16 protein-coding genes are annotated in these 17510 nt (G+C 48.9%); 15 read left to right on the forward strand and 1 reads right to left on the reverse strand.

From position 1 onward, the window contains the following. Window positions 1-7: 7 nt before the first annotated feature. Window positions 8-1276 (reverse strand): TolC family protein, encoded by a 1269-nt coding sequence (locus EP073_RS06535; protein WP_128466360.1) that lies wholly within the window; start codon window positions 1274-1276, stop codon window positions 8-10. 272 nt (window positions 1277-1548) lie between these two features. Between EP073_RS06535 and EP073_RS06540 the strand changes: the two genes are divergently transcribed. The 15 genes from EP073_RS06540 to pnp all read left to right on the forward strand — a co-directional run bounded on the left by EP073_RS06540 (window position 1549) and on the right by pnp (window position 17473). Continuing rightward, window positions 1549-2223 (forward strand): LOG family protein, encoded by a 675-nt coding sequence (locus EP073_RS06540; protein ID WP_241654059.1) that lies wholly within the window; start codon window positions 1549-1551, stop codon window positions 2221-2223. A gap of 36 nt (window positions 2224-2259) precedes the next feature. Continuing rightward, window positions 2260-2916 carry a histidinol phosphate phosphatase domain-containing protein gene (locus EP073_RS06545; protein ID WP_128467779.1) on the forward strand — a complete coding sequence of 219 codons (657 nt, stop codon included), beginning with the start codon at window positions 2260-2262 and terminating at the stop codon, window positions 2914-2916. Window position 2917: 1 nt separating this feature from the next. Further along, window positions 2918-3490 carry a hypothetical protein gene (locus tag EP073_RS06550; protein WP_128466361.1) on the forward strand — a complete coding sequence of 191 codons (573 nt, stop codon included), beginning with the start codon at window positions 2918-2920 and terminating at the stop codon, window positions 3488-3490. After that, window positions 3491-5230: an indolepyruvate ferredoxin oxidoreductase subunit alpha gene (gene iorA, locus EP073_RS06555; RefSeq protein ID WP_128466362.1), complete on the forward strand. Its 1740-nt coding sequence runs from the start codon at window positions 3491-3493 to the stop codon at window positions 5228-5230. A gap of 2 nt (window positions 5231-5232) precedes the next feature. Then, window positions 5233-5805, forward strand: a complete 573-nt coding sequence (locus tag EP073_RS06560) for an indolepyruvate oxidoreductase subunit beta (protein ID WP_128466363.1) — start codon at window positions 5233-5235, stop codon at window positions 5803-5805. A gap of 73 nt (window positions 5806-5878) precedes the next feature. Next, complete coding sequence (locus EP073_RS06565) at window positions 5879-6934, forward strand: PHP domain-containing protein (protein ID WP_128466364.1); 1056 nt, start codon at window positions 5879-5881, stop codon at window positions 6932-6934. A gap of 115 nt (window positions 6935-7049) precedes the next feature. Then, window positions 7050-7535, forward strand: a complete 486-nt coding sequence (locus EP073_RS06570; RefSeq protein ID WP_128466365.1) for a ribosome maturation factor RimP — start codon at window positions 7050-7052, stop codon at window positions 7533-7535. An 8-nt stretch (window positions 7536-7543) separates the two neighbouring features. Then, window positions 7544-8959, forward strand: coding sequence for a transcription termination factor NusA (gene nusA, locus EP073_RS06575; protein WP_128466366.1), 1416 nt, complete (start codon window positions 7544-7546; stop codon window positions 8957-8959). Further along, window positions 8853-9554 (forward strand): YlxR family protein, encoded by a 702-nt coding sequence (locus EP073_RS06580; RefSeq protein WP_128466367.1) that lies wholly within the window; start codon window positions 8853-8855, stop codon window positions 9552-9554. The genes nusA and EP073_RS06580 overlap by 107 nt, the downstream gene beginning before the upstream one ends. Window positions 9555-9593: 39 nt before the next feature. Beyond that, a complete protein-coding gene (gene infB, locus EP073_RS06585) occupies window positions 9594-13139 on the forward strand; it encodes a translation initiation factor IF-2 (protein WP_241654060.1) in 3546 nt (1181 codons plus the stop codon). A 271-nt stretch (window positions 13140-13410) separates the two neighbouring features. Beyond that, window positions 13411-13704: a DUF503 domain-containing protein gene (locus EP073_RS06590; protein ID WP_241654061.1), complete on the forward strand. Its 294-nt coding sequence runs from the start codon at window positions 13411-13413 to the stop codon at window positions 13702-13704. Between the two features lie 22 nt (window positions 13705-13726). Further along, window positions 13727-14083 carry a 30S ribosome-binding factor RbfA gene (gene rbfA, locus EP073_RS06595; protein WP_128466369.1) on the forward strand — a complete coding sequence of 119 codons (357 nt, stop codon included), beginning with the start codon at window positions 13727-13729 and terminating at the stop codon, window positions 14081-14083. Then, window positions 14067-14969 carry a tRNA pseudouridine(55) synthase TruB gene (gene truB / locus EP073_RS06600; RefSeq protein ID WP_128466370.1) on the forward strand — a complete coding sequence of 301 codons (903 nt, stop codon included), beginning with the start codon at window positions 14067-14069 and terminating at the stop codon, window positions 14967-14969. Before rbfA ends, truB begins: the two co-directional genes overlap by 17 nt. Before the next feature lie 131 nt (window positions 14970-15100). Next, entirely contained in the window at window positions 15101-15370 is a 270-nt protein-coding gene (gene rpsO, locus EP073_RS06605) for a 30S ribosomal protein S15 (RefSeq protein WP_128466371.1), read from the forward strand. A 3-nt stretch (window positions 15371-15373) separates the two neighbouring features. Further along, window positions 15374-17473 carry a polyribonucleotide nucleotidyltransferase gene (gene pnp / locus EP073_RS06610; protein ID WP_128466372.1) on the forward strand — a complete coding sequence of 700 codons (2100 nt, stop codon included), beginning with the start codon at window positions 15374-15376 and terminating at the stop codon, window positions 17471-17473. Window positions 17474-17510: the final 37 nt, after the last annotated feature.

Here is a 17510-nt window from a genome sequence, read left to right on the forward strand (position 1 = left end):
GAATCTTTTAAAACACCTTCTGTTCCACAACTCTTTCTATCTCAGCCATGGCTTTGTAAATATCGTACAGTGCCTTGTTGTAGTTGTTTCTCGCTCTGGTGAGCATCACACGGGCATCAAGAAGGTCTGTGGCGGTGGCTACACGCTGTTTGTACTGGTTTTCCGTGATGCGGTAGTTCTCTTCAGCGGATTCCACCTCTTTTTCGGCGACTGTGAGGCTGCCAGTGGCGAGGGAATACTGCTCAAGAGCGTTTTCAAGCTGATATTTCATCTGGGCTGTCGTTTTAAGCTCCTGATGCTTCAGTGACATTGCGTAAGCTTTTTCGGCTGCCGCGGTGCTTCTGCGGGCATTGCCGTCAAAAATGCTCCACGTGGCGGAAGCGCCGAAGATAACTTCGTCATCGTATGAGGTTTCCCTGTCTGCGGGTTTGGCATCATCACCGTATGAATTGTACGATGCCGACACGCTCACGGAGGGCAGTCCGCCCCGTCTTGTGGCATCTGCTGTATAATTCTGCGCTTTTACAAGCTCACGGACGTATTTCAGTTCGCTTCTGTTGGCTTTCAGGCTGTCAAACAGTGACAGGGAGTTCATCTCCTGATTGGCGGGAACCGCAAAATCCTGATAAGTTTCATCAGCGGGGATATTTTCGTTTACAAGCCTTTCAAGCTCGAAAACAGCAGTGTTTTCCGTGCTCTGAGCCTGCAAAAGCGCCTGCCTCTGTGAGGCAAGCTCCGCCTCAACCCTAAGCACTTCATTCTTCGGTGAAATACCGACTTCATAATTAAGCTGAGCGTCCTTAAGCTGGCTTTCAAGCAGGGCAACGCTCTCCTTTGCCGCTTCCACATCCTTCTTTGCCTGAAGAATATTGAAAAAAGCCTTTTTTACATCAAGAACCACATCGGACTTAATGCTTTCTTCCATAAACTTCTGAGCCTCAAGGGATGATTTCGCCGCTCTGAGGTTAAGGGTGTCCGCTCCTCCTCTGAAGAGGTTGTAGCCGACTGTAACATCAGCGCTCGAAGCCTGATTTTTATCCAGACCGTATTTATTATCCTCGTTAGAGCGCTGGTAGCCGTATGTGGCGTCAAGCTGAGGGAGGAAAGGTGAGCGCGCCGTGCCGACCTGATTCTCCTTCTGTTCGGTGAGGTATCTGTATTCTGTTATTTCATGGTTGTTCGCAAGCGCCTTGTTCACCGCCTCATCCAGAGTGAGGGCATGGGCGGAAACGGCGAAGGTAAGACAGAAAGCGGCTGCCGCAGTCTTTTTTATCATGGTTACGCACCTTTTTGTCAGTAATTAAAGCATCTTAACATAAACAGAACGCACGGGGAAACAGGAAAGAAAAAATCCTCCGCCCGCGTGCCGCATGTGAATGACATGCTGACGGCAATAAAGTTTACCTGATACTGATAAAAACTGGCTGCTTATTTGTCAGGTCATGAACGGGAAATGTTTTTCTTTGAAGCTTTTGCAAAAATGAATTATTATATTTTTCTTATCGGTCAAAAACAGTACGGTTTACAAAAATTAAAAGGGTGATTGAATTGAATAACGGCGAACTTAATCTCAACGGGCTGCAATACCTCATAGATGATATGAAGGTTGGTGATACATGGCGTGTGTTCAAAATACTCGCTGAATTTGTGGAAGGGTTTGAAACCCTGTCAAAAGCCGGCAGCTGCGCTACGGTCTTCGGTTCCGCACGTGTCAGGGAAGGCGACTACGACTATGAGCTTGCCCGCAAGGTAGGGCGTCTGCTGGCTGATGAGGGGATCGGAGTCATGACGGGCGGCGGTCCCGGAATCATGGAGGCGGCGAACAGAGGCGCCTTTGAAAAAGGCGGGCGCTCTGTTGGCTGCAACATTGAGCTTCCATACGAGCAGAAGCCGAATCCCTACACTAATATAAGCATATCCTTCAATTATTTTTTCGTCCGCAAGGTAATGCTGGTTAAATATTCCAGCGCGTTTATAATAATGCCCGGCGGATTCGGCACGCTGGATGAGCTTTTCGAGGCGATAACGCTCATACAGACCCGCAAGATAAAGCCTTTCCCTATCATAATGATGGGCAGCGATTACTGGAAGGGCATGCTGGACTGGGTTAAGGAGAGTATGATTTCTAAAGGGTTTATCCATACCTCTGACCTTGATCTGATCCAGATGCAGGACGATCCCTACGAGGCGGTCGAAGCTGTTAAGCGTTTCCTTGCAAAGTAAAGTTTTGTGATATAAAACAGGGGGCACACTATGCGGATGTATGATCTGCACACTCATACGGTTTTCAGCGACGGAGTCCTAGTTCCCGCCGAATCCGCCCGCAGGGCAGATAAAGCAGGCTACGGCGGAATGGCGTTTACTGACCATGCGGATGATTCCAACCTGCTTCTGGTGTTGGAGAATCTGCTCCGTTTCAAGGAGCGTTTCAACAGAGAATCGCCGGAGTTTAAGGTTCTTGCAGGAGTGGAGCTTACCCATGTTCTGCCTTCGTCAGTGGCAAGGCTTGTTGATGAGGCAAGGCGCTTCGGGGCGGATTTAGTCATTGTTCACGGCGAAACACTCACCGAACCGGTGGCGGAAGGCACGAATAAAGCGGCGATAGAAGCGGGGGCGGACATTCTGGCGCATCCCGGACTTATCTCCGCAGAGCTTTGCAGGCTGGCTGCGGAAAAAGGCGTTCATCTTGAGATAACCACAAGAAAAGGACATTCCCTTTCAAACGGTTATGTGGCGAAGACAGCTCTTGAAAACGGCGCGTCCCTTATCATTAACAACGATTTCCACGCTCCCGGGGACGCGGTGAGTGCGGAACAGGCGGAAAAAATACTTCTCGGCGCGGGGCTCAGCAGCCTTCAGGCGGCGGAAGTTTTTGAAAATAATAAGAAACTTTTTTTAAAAAAACTGGGAGGCTAAGGTGGTCAGGAAGAAGAAACAGCCCGTTCAGGAAGTGCCGATTGATAAAGTCGAAGACTTTATGTTGCAGAACTACAAAAAGATAGTAATGGTAGTGGGCGCATGCCTGCTTGTTTTTGTAGCGGTCTACACAGTGCGCCAGATTATGGCTGTCAGCTCCGCCAAAGCGGACAGTGAAATAGGGACAACGGAAACAAAAATGGCATTAGGCAGCGCAAATGCTGAAAGCCTTGCGGCTTTTAAAGCACTTGCCGACAAAAAATCCGCCTCAAAAAACTATATATACCTTAAAGCCGGAATAATCGAGGCGAACAACAACCTGCCCGACGCGCAGAAGACTCTCTCCGCAGTTAACGGGGAACTGGGTGAGCTCGCTAAGGGACTTGCCTACGATCTCGGTGCGAGAGAAACTGATCCTAAAACATACATAACCTCAGGCAATATGAAGCCTCTCTGGTACTACAGAGCTGTTCTTGCCTCTCAGGGCGAGGAAAAAGCGAAGCTTCTTGAGGAGTTCGGAGCGAAATATCCCGAAAACGAGCTTTATGATATGGTTAAAAGGTGGGAAAGCTAAATGAAGGAAGTTTTAAGCGGAAACGAGGCGTTTGCCAGAGGAGCGTATGAACACGGGGTAAAAGTTGTCAGCTCCTACCCCGGAACGCCCAGTACCGAGATTACCGAGCATGTGGCTCAGTATGAACAAATATACAGCGAATGGGCAACCAATGAGAAGGTTGCCCTTGAGACGGTCATAGGCGCATCCCTTGCGGGCAGACGCGCCATGACCTGTATGAAGCATGTGGGGCTCAACGTTGCGGCGGATCCGCTTATGACTGTGTCCTACACAGGTGTGAACGGCGGTCTTGTTATTGTCGTGGCGGATGATCCTAACATGTTCAGCTCGCAGAATGAGCAGGACAGCAGGCATTATGCCCGCCTTGCCAAGGTTCCCATGCTTGAGCCCGCAGACAGTCAGGAAGCCAAGGATTTTATCGGCATAGCCCTTGAAATGTCTGAAAAGTACTGCACACCTGTTCTTGTACGTTCATGTACAAGAATTTCACACAGCAAATCGGTTGTTACCCTTAAAGCGAGAAACACACCTCCGACATTTGAGCCGGAGAATGACATAAAAAAATGGGTTATGGTTCCCGCCAACGCCAGAGTGCGGCACAAGATTGTTGAAAACAGGCTTGAAAAGCTTGCCGACTGCGCCGACACAGGCAGGCTCACAATAAACCCCGTTGAGTTCCGCAGCGAGGAGATAGGCATAATATGCGCCGGAGTGACATATCACTATGTCAAGGAAGCCATGCCCGAAGCATCGATCCTCAAACTTGAGATGGTTTATCCGATCTGTTTCGAGAAGATAAAGCGCTTCTGCGAAAGAGTCAAAAAGCTTTATGTAGTCGAAGAGCTTGACAGGTTCATAGAAAACGAGCTTAAAGCCGCCGGAATTGAGATTCAGCCGCTGAACAGGAGTGTCTGCGGTGAGCTTTCCGTGGATGAGGTGAGAAAGCTTTTCGGAAAAAGCGTCAAAGAGCCTGCTTTCGATCCCAAGCAGCTCCCCGCCCGTCCGCCGAACATGTGTCCGGGCTGCTCACACAGGGGTATGTTTTACGCCATAGCCAAGCTTAAGCTTTTCGCAGCAGGAGACATCGGCTGCTATACCCTTGGTCTTCTGCCGCCTCTCAGCGCCATCAACTCCACAGTGTGTATGGGAGCAAGCATACCAATGGCGCACGGCATGGACAAGGCGACTGACGGCGCACTGGCGAGGAAATCCGTTGCGGTTATAGGCGATTCGACCTTCTTTCACACAGGGATCAACGGTCTCTTGAATTCCGTTTATAATGCCGGAACATCAACTGTTATTATTCTGGACAACAGCATTACAGGCATGACAGGTCACCAGCCCAATCCGGGTACAGGCTGCACCATAAAGGGCGCCCCGACACAGAAGATAAACTTTCCCAAGCTCCTTGAGGCTATGGGAGTAAAAAATATCAGGACAGTCAACCCCTTTGACCCCGATGAGTGCATTAAAGTGCTTAAAGAGGAAACAGCGAGAGAGGAACTCAGCGTGATAGTGACGGACAAGCCCTGCATCTTTGCGGACAGAAGCGTTATCAAGCCGCCTTTCTATGTGGATGTGAAAAACTGCTCCGGCTGTACTATCTGTACAAGGCTGGGATGCCCCGCCATACTCTGGAACAAGGAAGATAAAAGGGCGTTCATAGACGAATCCCTCTGCACAGGCTGCGAACTCTGCGTTAAGGTATGCAGGTTTGACGCAATTCATCAAAGGGGGTAATTATGAAAGATATTAATATATTAATGATAGGCGTGGGAGGGCAGGGGACTGTTCTCTCCAGCGATATAGTCTGCGATGTTGCCCTTGCCGGTGACGCGGATGTTAAAAAAAGCGAAATCCACGGCATGGCGCAGAGAGGGGGCAGTGTTGTTTCCCATGTGCGCATAGGGGCTAAGGTGCTTTCGCCCGTTATCCCCATCGGCGAGGCGGATATAGTTATCTCATTTGAAAACATGGAGTTTCTGCGCTATCCTGAGTATGCGGGAAAGAATACTTCTCTGGTGGTCAGCACACACCGCATTTATCCCCCTTCTGTTGCCGGCGGACAGGAAGCTTATCCGGCTGAGCAAACAGAGGATACAAAAAAGGCTTTTAAGGAGGTCTTTGAGATAGATGCCATGAAAACCGCGACTGCCATAGGCAACTCAAAAGTTGCCGGAATGGTGATGCTGGGCAAACTTGCCGCTCTGCTTCCCTTTGACGCGGATCTCTGGCGTGCCGTGATCTCCAAAAAGGTTCCGCCCAAAACAGTTGACATGAACCTTGCTGCCTTTAATGCGGGTTATCAGTTTTAATATTCTTACATGCAGCCCCAAGGAAGGGGCTGCGCCGTGCGCAGCGAAGGCGCTTTCCAAGCGGCGCGAGCGTGTGAGCAGCCGGACAGGACGTACCGATCTGCGAACTATTCATCAGATTCATCATGCCAGCAGTTTTTTCAACCCCAAGGAAGGGGTTGCGCCGTGCGGAGCGAAGCCGCTTTCCAAGCGGCGCGAGCGTGTGAGCAGCCGGACAGGACGTACCGATCTGCGAACTATTCATCAGTTCGATCTGCATATACACTCAAACCACAGCTCGGACGGCATTTTGTCACCAACAGACATATATACCGTTCTGCGTTCACGTGATTACTCTCTTTTTTCCATAACCGATCACAACACTGTTTCCTCCGTGCGGGAGATTCTTTCTTTCAGGAACGGTGACGGCAGCGTGGTGTATATTCCCGCTGTCGAACTTTCCACATACCACGACGATACGGAGATACATCTCATCCCTTACGGGATAGACCCTGATGATGCTGATCTTACTTATCTTCTTGAGGAGTTTGCGGCAAACCGGCTTAATCAGGCAAGACTTCGTACCGACAAGCTTAAAAGCATAGGGTTCAGAGTGGATTTTGACAGGGTCATTGAGGCGGCGGACGGGAAAACACCTTCCGGAGTGACTTTCCTGAAAGTTCTGGCGGAGTATGATGATAATCTGGCAGAGCTTCAGCCCTATCTTAATGGCGAAAAATCCGGCTCTCCGTATACCAACTTCTATTTCGACTACTTCTTCAGGGGCGGCAGAGCGTATGTTGACGTGAGTCTGCTGGATTACCGCAGAACCGTCGCCGCGCTTGCACATAAATCCGTCCTTGTTGTGGCGCATCCGGGTCTTTATCCGCAGAATAAAACGAGAGAGCTTTTCATTGACGGGGTGGAAGGAATTGAAGTTTATTCATCCTATCATAATGAATGCCAGAGGGCTGAATATCTTTCATTCGCAGCGGAAAAGGGTTTGCTGGTTACCGCAGGGAGCGATTTCCACGGTGAAAGGATCAAGCCTTCTATTCATATGGGCGGACACGGCTGTGAGGATTTATCGGTGCCGACCCGCCTTCTGGAAAAATTGGCTGAAAAAAACTGCTCCGTTTACAGAATATAAACATAAATTCATTCGGGAACCCGCGCAGAATCAAAATATCTTGCATTGCAATTTAAATTGTGGTAGTTAAATTAGCGGTGGGAGTTATCCCACCAATTTTTTTGTAGCTGTTCATATGGGTAATTTTATAGAGAAAGACATTTCGTCCAAAGTCAGAAACGCACTGGGTCCTATCGTTAAAGAGATAGGAGTAGATATTTTTGATGTAACTTTCAGGCGGGAAAAAACAGGCAGAACCCTGCGTATCGTAATCGACAGGGAAGAGAGCCTGCCCGGGCTTGAGGAATGCGCTGAAGTAAGCAGGCGTATTTCCAAATGGCTGGACGAAGCAGATCTTATACCTTACGACGGCTACAGCCTCGAAGTCTCCACCCCCGGACTTGAAAGGCCGCTCCGCAGCGAGAAGGACTTTCTCAAGTTCTCCGGAAAAATCTGCAAAGTCACAGCCAAAGAAAAGGATGATACGGGGCGTAAAAGCTATACCGGAGCTATTCTCGGTGTAGAGAACGGCTCTTTAAAGCTGTTTGTTGAAAAAGAAAACAAAGAATTCTGCATAAAGCTGGACAATATCGCTAAAGCGGTCTTACAGCTCGATTTTTAGGAGGAACAATGATAAGGGAACTTGCTAAGGTTGCCGATGAACTTGGTCGTGAAAAAGGGGTTTCCAGAGAAATTCTCGCCGAAGCCCTGAAAGAGGCGATAGTTGCGGCTGTTGGCAGAAAAATAGGAAAATACCTTGAGCCTGAAGTGGTTGTGGATCTTGATAAAGGCAACATAGAAATTCTTGTGCCCAAAGAGGTCAGCGAAGACGTGACCAACAAATGGTTTGAAATAGATATGGACGAAGCCTCAAGATACAAGGAAAACCCTCAGCTCGGTGACGTACTTATGGTTTCCGTCACTCTGGACGACCTCGGCAGGCAGGCGGCTCTTGTCGCCAAACAGAAGCTTTTTGAAAAGCTCCGTGATGCAGAGCGTCAGGTTGTTTTTGATCAGTTCAACAATAAAAAAGGCGAGATAGTCAACGGAACCCTCCTTAAAGCCGACAGAGACCTGCTTACCGTGAATATAGGCAAGACCGAAGCAATACTTCCCCGCAGAGAGATGATGGCGGGAGATTATTTCAACAGGGGCGACTATGTGCGCGCTCTTCTGCTTGATATTAAAACCCACAAGGGCTGGCCTCAGCTTGTGCTCTCCAGAACTCACCCCGAGTTTATGAAAAAGCTTTTTGAAACAGAAATTCCCGAAGTTTTTGAGGGGATAATAGATGTGAAATCTGTTGCGAGAGAACCCGGCGACAGAGCTAAAGTAGCCGTATACAGCCAGAACAGCAACATCGACCCCGTAGGTGCGTGCATCGGACTTAAGGGTTCAAGAATCAACTCCATCAGCCATGAACTCAGGGGCGAGAAGATCGATGTTGTGGAATGGTCTCCGGATCCCGTAAGGTTCGTGTGCAATGCCATTTCTCCCGCAGATGTGGTGCTCACCAACGTTTTTGAGGATGAGGGAACCATAGAAGTTGTCGTTCCCGATGATCAGCTCTCCCTTGCCATAGGTAAGAAGGGGCAGAACGTCAGGCTCGCCGCCAGACTTACAGATTGGAGAATAGATGTTCTGAAAGAGAGCGAATACGCGGAGATCAGAAAAGAACGTCTCGTCGCTCAGGAACAGGAGATGAAGGACTTCTACGAACTCTATAATCTTGAGAATCTTGAAGGTCTTGAGGATTCTGCTATCTCCCGGCTTCTTGAGGTCGGTATAGATGATATAGAAAAGCTCTCCAACACCACGCCGGATGAACTTACTGAGGATCTTGAAATAACAGAGGAAGAGGCGGTAGAGCTTATAAATAAGGCTATTGACTACCTCTCTTCAAAACTTGAAGAGGCAGGCGTTTTTGAAGAAGGCGAGTTTGAAGAACTTGAAGAAGAACCATCCGAAGAAGACAGAGAAGAAGAACCCTCCGAAAAAGACAGAGAAGAAGAACCCTCCGAAAAAGACGGAGAAGAAGAGCGTTAATAAACCCGAAGTTCCGGAAAGAAGCTGCGTTGCCTGCGGGAAAACAGCGGACAGACCGGATCTCCTCCGTTTTGTTACGGACGGTGAAGGGAAAGCCATATACGATCGCAAAGGCAAACTGCCCGGACGTGGGGTTTACCTCTGCTTTGACGAGGAATGCCTTAGGCTTGCAGCAAAAAAGAACCTTTTTGCGAAGGGCTTCAAGGAAAACATAAACAGAAAGGAATATGCACAGCTGCTTGAGGAAATTAAAACCGTAACTGCGGATTATTTCTTCGCTCTGCTCAAATCGGGCAGAGGAGCGGGACTCGTGTTCACAGGCAGCTCCAAATGTGAAAAGCTGCTTGAAACATCACAGGCAAAGCTGTTGCTTATTCCCGAAGACGCTTCTGAGGACACGGTAAAAAAAGCCTTTGCCCTCGCAGAAGCTCAGGGCGTAACCGTAATGAAATGTCCGGATAAGCTCACAATGGCGGAGGAACTTGATGTTCCCTTGATAGCCGCCCTTGCGGTAACGGACGAAAAACTTGCGGAAGCCGTATCCGTTCCGCTTAAAAGAGCGGGTGTAATAAAGAGTTGGCTTGACGGGGTGTAATTGATGTCAGACTTAAAAAATAACGACGAGGGGAAGAAATTGAATAGAAATGACGAACCAGAGAATACGGGACTGGATTTGACCGAAGGCGATTCCGACGAATCCGCAAAAGAGGATAAACATTCCAGACTGAACAGGCGTCAGGAACTGCTTCAAAAAGCCCTTGAACGACATAAGAGACATCCCCGAGCAAGAGAAGTGAAAATCAAAGGCAATGAGGAAGATCCTCAGCAGCCTAAAAAAATATCCCGTGAAGAGTTGCAGAACCGCAAGCGCGCTCTTGAAAAAAACATCCGGAAAGTGGATGAACAGAGAGAGCAGTACACAAAGGATACGGAAGGCAGAGCACCAGCCCGCGCTGAAAACGCGCAGGAATCTGCTGTGTCAAGACCTGCGGAAGCACCTGTAACGGCGAAGGAACATACTGTTTCGGCGGAAAAAACGGAAGCACCGGTTATAAAGACTTCCGCCTCAGCCGAAAAATCTCAGAACAATATATCTGCCGGCTCTGTTCAGGCTGAAAAAACAGCAGGAACTGATGACCGTCAACAAGGTGAGAGAGAAAAAATGCTTCAGCAGGAAAAGGAGTTGCCGTCGCAGGGTGATGAACGGGAGAAACCTGCGGCAAAACCCGATTCAAATGAAAGACCAAGATACGAGGAACGCCGTCCTCAGGGAGACAGACCCCAGTACGGCGACAGGCGTCCTCAAGGCGACCGTCCTCAGGGAGACAGACCCCAGTACGGCGACAGGCGTCCTCAAGGCGACCGTCCTCAGGGAGACAGACCTCAGTACGGCGACAGGCGCCCCCAAGGCGACCGCCCTCAGGGAGACAGACCTCAGTACGGCGACAGACGCCCCCAAGGCGACCGTCCTCAGGGCGACAGACCTCAGTACGGCGACAGGCGTCCCCAAGGTGACCGTCCTCAGGGAGACAGACCTCAGTACGGCGACAGGCGTCCCCAAGGTGACCGTCCTCAGGGAGACAGACCTCAGTACGGCGACAGGCGTCCCCAAGGTGACCGTCCTCAGGGAGACAGACCTCAGTATGAGCGTCGTCCTCAAGGTGACCGTCCTCAGGGAGACAGACCTCAGTACGAGCGTCGTCCCCAAGGTGACCGTCCTCAGGGAGACAGACCTCAGTACGAGCGTCGTCCCCAAGGTGACCGTCCTCAGGGAGACAGACCTCAGTATGACCGTCGTCCCCAAGGCGACCGTCCTCAGGGAGACAGACCTCAGTACGGCGACAGACGCCCCCAAGGCGACCGTCCTCAGGGAGACAGACCCCAGTACGGCGACAGACGTCCTCAGGGTGACAGACCGCAGTACGGAGACAGGCGTCCTCAGGGCGACAGACCTCAGTACGGCGACAGGCGTCCCATGGATAAGGACAGAGGCGACAGACCTCAGTACGGTGACAGACGCCCTCAGAGACCTGCTGCTTCCGGCGGTATGACCCCGAAAGATGAAATAAAGCTTGAGATCAAGAAGAAGATAAAGGACAAGCCTGAGCCTCAGAAGGTTGAGGTTAAGAAAAAGCCTGTCAAAAAAGCGGATAAGCCCAAAAGCTTCCATAAAACAGTAGCTGAAGGCTTTGACGAGCTTACTATAGAGCACGAGATAGCTGCCGTTGTTGCTGCTCCTGTGGCTGTTGTGGAAAAGGAAGAGGAAGTCGATGAGAGTGCAAAAAGAAAGCCTCAGACCTCAAGACCCAGACACGATAAGCGCAAGAAGCGTCACGAAGTAGAGCAGAAAGTCATAGTGCGTCCGTCCAGCGTTGAGATAGGCGAAAACATTATTGTTTCCGACCTTGCCAAGCTCATGGCTGTTAAGGCAACGGAGCTTGTTAAAAAGCTTCTTTCTCTTGGCATAATGGCTTCCGTGAATCAGGCTGTTGACGCAGATACAGCGGTGCTTCTTGCCAGTGATTACGGCATAGACATCAAAACCAAAGTGGTTACAGAGGAAGACCTTCTGCCCACTGTTGCGGATAAGCCTGAAGAACTTATTCCCCGTCCGCCTATAGTTACCGTCATGGGTCACGTTGACCACGGTAAAACCTCTCTTCTTGACGCAATAAGGAGAACATCCGTTGCGGAGAAGGAAGCAGGAGGCATCACTCAGCACATAGGCGCGTACGAGGTTGATCTTGAGCACGGAAAAATAGTTTTCCTTGACACCCCCGGTCACGAAGCGTTCACAACACTCCGTGCCAGAGGCGCGCAGGTTACGGATATAGTTATACTTGTCGTAGCGGCGGATGACGGCGTTATGCCCCAGACCAAGGAAGCGATTGACCATTCCAAGGCTGCGGGTGTTAAAATTGTCGTTGCTGTCAACAAGATCGATAAAGAAAACGCAAACCCCGATATGGTTAAGCGCCAGCTTGCGGATCTCGGCATTATTTCCGAGGAATGGGGCGGCAATCACCAGTTTCAGGAAATATCAGCTAAAAAGAACCTCAATATAGACACTCTGCTTGAAAGAGTTCTGCTTGAAGCCGAAATGCTTGACCTTAAAGGTAATCCTGAGAGACCCGCAGAAGGTATTATTATCGAGTCCAAACTTGATAAGCAGAAGGGTCCTGTTGCTACTGTGCTTATACGCAACGGCAGCCTGAAAAAGGGCGACTATTTCGTATGCGGAACTGAACACGGCAAAGTAAGAGCCATGTTCAACTTCAAGGGTATGTCGGTTAAGGAAGCCGGAGTATCTATACCTGTTGAGCTAATGGGCTTCTCCGATGTGCCTCAGTCCGGCGACAGATTTATCGTTACTCCTGATGAAAAAGTGGCAAAACAAATCGCCGAACTCAGAATGGATCATAAACGTGAAAAAGCACTCATGGAGAAAACAAAAGTTTCTCTTGCGGATCTTTTTGCGAAAATTAAACAGGGTGAGCTGAAAGAGCTTAACATAGTTCTTAAGGCGGATGTTCAAGGCTCACTTGCGGCCCTTGAAAACTCGCTTAACAAGCTCACAAGTACAGAGATCAAGGTTAACATCATCCACTCGGGCGTGGGCGGTATCAACGAAAACGATATTATCCTCACCGCTGCATCAAATGGTTTGATATTCGGCTTTAACGTAAGACCGGATGTCAAGGCGAAAGAAAAGGCTGAGAAAGAGGGTGTGGATATTAACCTTTACTCCGTAATCTACCAGATTGTGGACGATGTTAAACAGGCACTTGAAGGAATGATAGACCCGAATCTCAGAGAACAGATTATCGGTCAGGCGGAAGTCAGACAGGTATTCTCCGTTCCGAAAATCGGCAAAATCGCCGGCTCATACGTTACTGACGGCAAGATCCTCAAAACGGCGGGCGTACGTGTTATCAGAAACTCCATTGTTCTGTATCAGGGTAAGATTTCTTCGCTTAAACGCTTTAAGGATGATGCGAAGGAAGTTATGGCAGGATATGAATGCGGTATCGGCGTGGAGAAGTTCAACGACCTTAAAGAGGGCGACGTAATCGAAGCCTTCATCACTGTAGAAGAAAAGAGAACGCTGGACGACGTTAAGAAAAGCGATCTCGAAAAACAGAAAGCTGCTGCTGCTCAGGAAACTGCAAGCACAGAATAAAACGCTTACAGGACGTAAGTGCGCCGTGCGGAGCGAAGCCGCTTTTTGAGCGAGATTGCTTTACCCTTTCAGGGTTCGCAATGACAGTAAACTGTGTCACTGCGAGGAGCAAAGCGACGCGGCAGTCTCAGTTTTTGTGCTTTTGTCAACAAACGCACGCTTACGGGACGCGGATTCGCCGATATAAAGCGCAGTAATCCTTCCCTGTCTCTCCTTTTAAAAAGGAGGGATTGTTTCCCCCTTTGCAAAGGGGGATGAAGGAGGATTTAATTTGCATAAGTTTATGGTAATAGCTTCAGTTGTGTTTGAGCTGGGGATAGAGCAAGCCTTTTCTCTGAAGGATAAAAGACGTGTTATCTCCGGACTCAAAGCAAGACTTAAAAACAAATTCAATATTGCGGTGAGCGAAATCGGTTCCCATGATATATGGAACAGGGCAGAGATAGCCGCTGTAACGGTTTCGGCGGAAAGGCAGCACGCAGAAAGCCAGCTTTCCGCCGTTATGGATTTTATGGAAGCATACGCAGAAGTGGAAGTTATCTCTATCAATGAAGAGATATTCTGATTTCTCATAGAAGGTTAGAAAATTGCACAGAATAGAGAGAGTTTCGGAACTCCTTAAAGAGGAGATTTCAAGAATAATACAGTTTGACGTGAAAGACCCGAAGGTGAAGGATGTTGTCATAACCTCCATAGAGGTGACAAGGGATATTTCTCAGGCGAAGGTATTTTTCACCAGCTACAACAGAGAAAATCTCAAATACATCCACCGGGGGCTGATGAGCTCTGCCGGATTCATAAGGCATCAGCTTCAGAAAGCTGTGCATCTTAAAAAAACACCTTCCAAAATAATGTTTTTCATTGATGAGTCATCGGAGTACGGAAGCCGTATTGATGAGGTTCTCCGTGAAGTAATCAAAGAAGAAGATGAACGGGATAGTTAATCTTTACAAGGAAAAGGGTATGACCTCCTTCAGGGCTGTAGACAGGCTGCGGAGGATTCTCGGTGTCAAGAAATGCGGACATCTGGGAACCCTTGACCCCCTTGCGGAGGGCGTTCTGCCCGTATGTGTTGGGAATGCCACAAAGTTTGTGGACTACCTTATGGATGTGGATAAGGAATATATCGCCGAATTTACCCTCGGGATGAAGACGGACTCCTTTGATACAGAGGGAACCGTTCTCGGGGAAAACGACAGCATACGCCCCAGTATAACCGAAGCTGAAAAAATATTTAAGTCATATATCGGTGAGCATGAGCTTACCGTTCCTGCTTTTTCCTCCAAAAAAATCAACGGAGAAAGAGCTTACAAGCTCGCCCGCAGAGGCGAAATCGAAGATGCCGGCAAACGCAGAATGCGTATACTTTCCGTTGAGCTGATTGAGTACGCCTATCCTAAGGGTGTTCTCAAGGTTCAGTGCGGGAAGGGGACGTATATCCGCAGTATAATTCACGAAGCCGGACTGAAAATGGGCTGCTTCGGTGTTATGAGCGGGCTTATACGCTCCGCAAACGGAGAATTCAGAGTGGCGCACGCCTTTACTTTAGGCGCGCTGGAAGAGATGGCTGCCAAGGGAACACTGACGGCTGCCGTTCATCCTGTTTACGCCATGCTGGACTGGAAGCACGCCATCCTCAAAGACGAGGCGGTGAAGCTTGTCTCCAACGGGGTTTCGGTAAAGGAGTGGAACTATGCCTGTCTGCCCTTTGAAGGGAGCAGTGACGGGGATATGTTTTTTATAACCGAAAAAAACGGGCGTGTGCTCGCTATAGCGGAAAAAACGAGAGGCGGAGACTGCCCTCTGAAAATAATTAAAGTGCTTATATAGTATAAAACCGTTTAATAGGGTAAGATAATGGTAGCGGCAGTAAAAAATGTGCCGCTGCGTTGAATATTGCCTTGTTTTTTGGCAGCATATTTGTTATAAATTCAGGCTTAGCTTGTGGAGGTATTAGCATAATGGTCATGACTAAAGAACAGAAAACATCACTGATCGAAAAATTTAAAACGCACGAAAAAGACACAGGATCGCCCGAAGTGCAGGTAGCTCTTCTTACAGAGAGAATTACTTACCTTACCGGTCACTTCAAATCAAATCCTAAGGATCACCACTCCAGAAGAGGTCTTCTCCTCCTTGTAGGACAGAGACGCCAGCTTCTTGACTATGTGAAAAAGAAAGATTTCAAAAGATACCGCACGATTATCGAGACTCTCGGAATCAGGAAATAACGCATGGATAAAAAACTCGATACCGTATCGGTAAGCTTGCGTGAAGATGCGGAACCCATAATATTCGAAACGGGCTGGAAAGCAAAGCAGGCAAACGGAAGTATCTGGATACGTCAGGGCGGTACAGTTATTCTTGTTACCGCAACCGGAAGAAAAGAAGCTTCAGACAGTGTGGACTTCTTTCCTCTTACTGTAAACTACGTGGAAAAATTCTACGCAGTAGGCAAGGTTCCCGGCGGCTTCCTCAAAAGGGAAAGCAGACCGTCCGACAAGGAAACCCTTATTTCAAGACTCATTGACAGACCTCTTCGTCCCATGTTTCCCGACGGATTCAGAAACGAGACTCAGGTCATTGCCACTGTTGTATCCTATGATGGTAAGCACTCTCCGGATGTTCTTGCCATAAACGCTTCAAGTGCCGCGCTGCTCATTTCGGACATTCCCTTCAGCATTCCTGTTGCGGGTGTCAGGGTCGGCAAACATAACGGACAGCTTATAATCAACCCCTCTTACGAAATATTCAATGAACTCACTATGAATATTGTCGTTGCAGGTTCGGATGATGCCATCAACATGGTGGAAGCCGGAATGGAAATGGTTACCGAGGATGAGGTTGTCGAGGCACTCCAGTTTGCCCATGATAATATAAAAACTCTTGTTCAGACTCAGAAAGAACTGGCTGAAAAATGCGGAAAGGCGAAATTTGAGTACAAGGATTTCTCTGTTCCCGCGGCTGTTCTGGAAGAAACCGAAAAAGAACTTAAAGAAAAAATCAACGCCGCTCTTATTATCCCCGGCAAGCTTGAAAAATACGCAGCCCTTGACAGAGTCAGGGACGAGTACTTTGAAGCTGTCGAGGCAAGGCTCGGCGAAGAATATTCCGATAAAAAAGGCTTTTATAAGGAAGTATGGCACAATGTTGAGAAAAAAGTCTTCCGTGACTTCTCTCTTGACAGCGGAAAGAGAATCGACGGACGTACGGCGGAAGATGTCCGCCCCATCGACATAGAAACTCACCTTCTTCCCATGCCCCACGGTTCCGCCCTCTTCACCAGAGGCGAAACTCAGGCGCTTGCCGTTGCCACTCTCGGTACAAAAACCGATACGCAGATGCTGGACAACATTGAAGGCGAATCCAAAAAACGCTTCATGCTTCATTACAACTTTCCCCCTTTCTGCGTGGGTGAAGTCGGTTTCCTCAGAGGTCCCGGCAGAAGAGAGATAGGTCACGGCGCACTTGCTGAAAGAGCGCTTCTGTCGATACTTCCCGATGAAGCGGATTTCCCTTATTCTCTGAGAATTGTTTCCGAAGTTCTTGAGTCAAACGGTTCGTCCTCAATGGCGACAGTTTGCGGCGGATGCCTCAGCCTTATGGATGCCGGCGTTCCTGTGAAGGGTGTCGTAGCGGGCGTTGCTATGGGTCTTATTAAAGAAGGCGACAGATACATAATTCTCAGCGACATTATGGGAACCGAAGATCACCTCGGCGACATGGACTTTAAAGTTGCCGGAACCGAAAACGGCATCACCGCTCTTCAGATGGATATTAAGATTGAAGGTCTTTCAAGAAAGCTTCTTGAGGAAGCACTTGCACAAGCTAAGAGATCAAGGCTGCATATTCTCGGCAAAATGAAAGAAGCTCTCCCCACATACAGAGAAGAGCTCGCCGAAACTGCGCCCAGATACCAGACCCTCAGAATTAACCCCGAGAAGATCGGTCTGCTCATCGGACCCGGCGGAAAGAACATAAAAGCGATAGTTGAAGATACCGGCGCTCAGATCGACATTGACGATTCGGGACAGGTAAACGTATTTGCCGTGAGCAAAGAAGCCATCGAAGCTGCCATAGCCAGAATCAACGGTACGGTTCAGGAAGTGGAGCTTGATAAGATCTATCAGGGCAAAGTTAAGAAGATAATGGACTACGGCGCTTTCGTGGAGATAATCCCCGGCGTTGAAGCCCTGCTTCACGTTTCCCAGTACAGCAATGAGCGTATCAACAGCATTGCCGATGTTCTCAAACTCGGAGATGTGGTTGAAGTGAAATACCTCGGCAAAGACCAGAACGGCAGACACAAAATCTCCAGAAAGGTGCTGCTGTAAACTCTGTTCTTTACGAAATTTTTCAAATAATTACTAA

This window comes from Geovibrio thiophilus (genome assembly GCF_004087915.1).
Taxonomy (GTDB): domain Bacteria; phylum Chrysiogenota; class Deferribacteres; order Deferribacterales; family Geovibrionaceae; genus Geovibrio; species Geovibrio thiophilus.

What these genes read in the sequence shown, in the direction of transcription:
- nusA (WP_128466366.1), top strand. Translation starts at nt 7,544, where the DNA reads ATGATAAGGGAACTTGCTAAGGTTGCCGATGAACTTGGTCGTGAAAAA.
- truB (WP_128466370.1), top strand. Translation starts at nt 14,067, where the DNA reads ATGAACGGGATAGTTAATCTTTACAAGGAAAAGGGTATGACCTCCTTC.
- pnp (WP_128466372.1), top strand. Translation starts at nt 15,374, where the DNA reads ATGGATAAAAAACTCGATACCGTATCGGTAAGCTTGCGTGAAGATGCG.
- EP073_RS06570 (WP_128466365.1), top strand. Translation starts at nt 7,050, where the DNA reads ATGGGTAATTTTATAGAGAAAGACATTTCGTCCAAAGTCAGAAACGCA.
- EP073_RS06535 (WP_128466360.1), bottom strand. Translation starts at nt 1,276, where the DNA reads ATGATAAAAAAGACTGCGGCAGCCGCTTTCTGTCTTACCTTCGCCGTT.
- EP073_RS06560 (WP_128466363.1), top strand. Translation starts at nt 5,233, where the DNA reads ATGAAAGATATTAATATATTAATGATAGGCGTGGGAGGGCAGGGGACT.
- rpsO (WP_128466371.1), top strand. Translation starts at nt 15,101, where the DNA reads ATGGTCATGACTAAAGAACAGAAAACATCACTGATCGAAAAATTTAAA.
- iorA (WP_128466362.1), top strand. Translation starts at nt 3,491, where the DNA reads ATGAAGGAAGTTTTAAGCGGAAACGAGGCGTTTGCCAGAGGAGCGTAT.
- EP073_RS06545 (WP_128467779.1), top strand. Translation starts at nt 2,260, where the DNA reads ATGTATGATCTGCACACTCATACGGTTTTCAGCGACGGAGTCCTAGTT.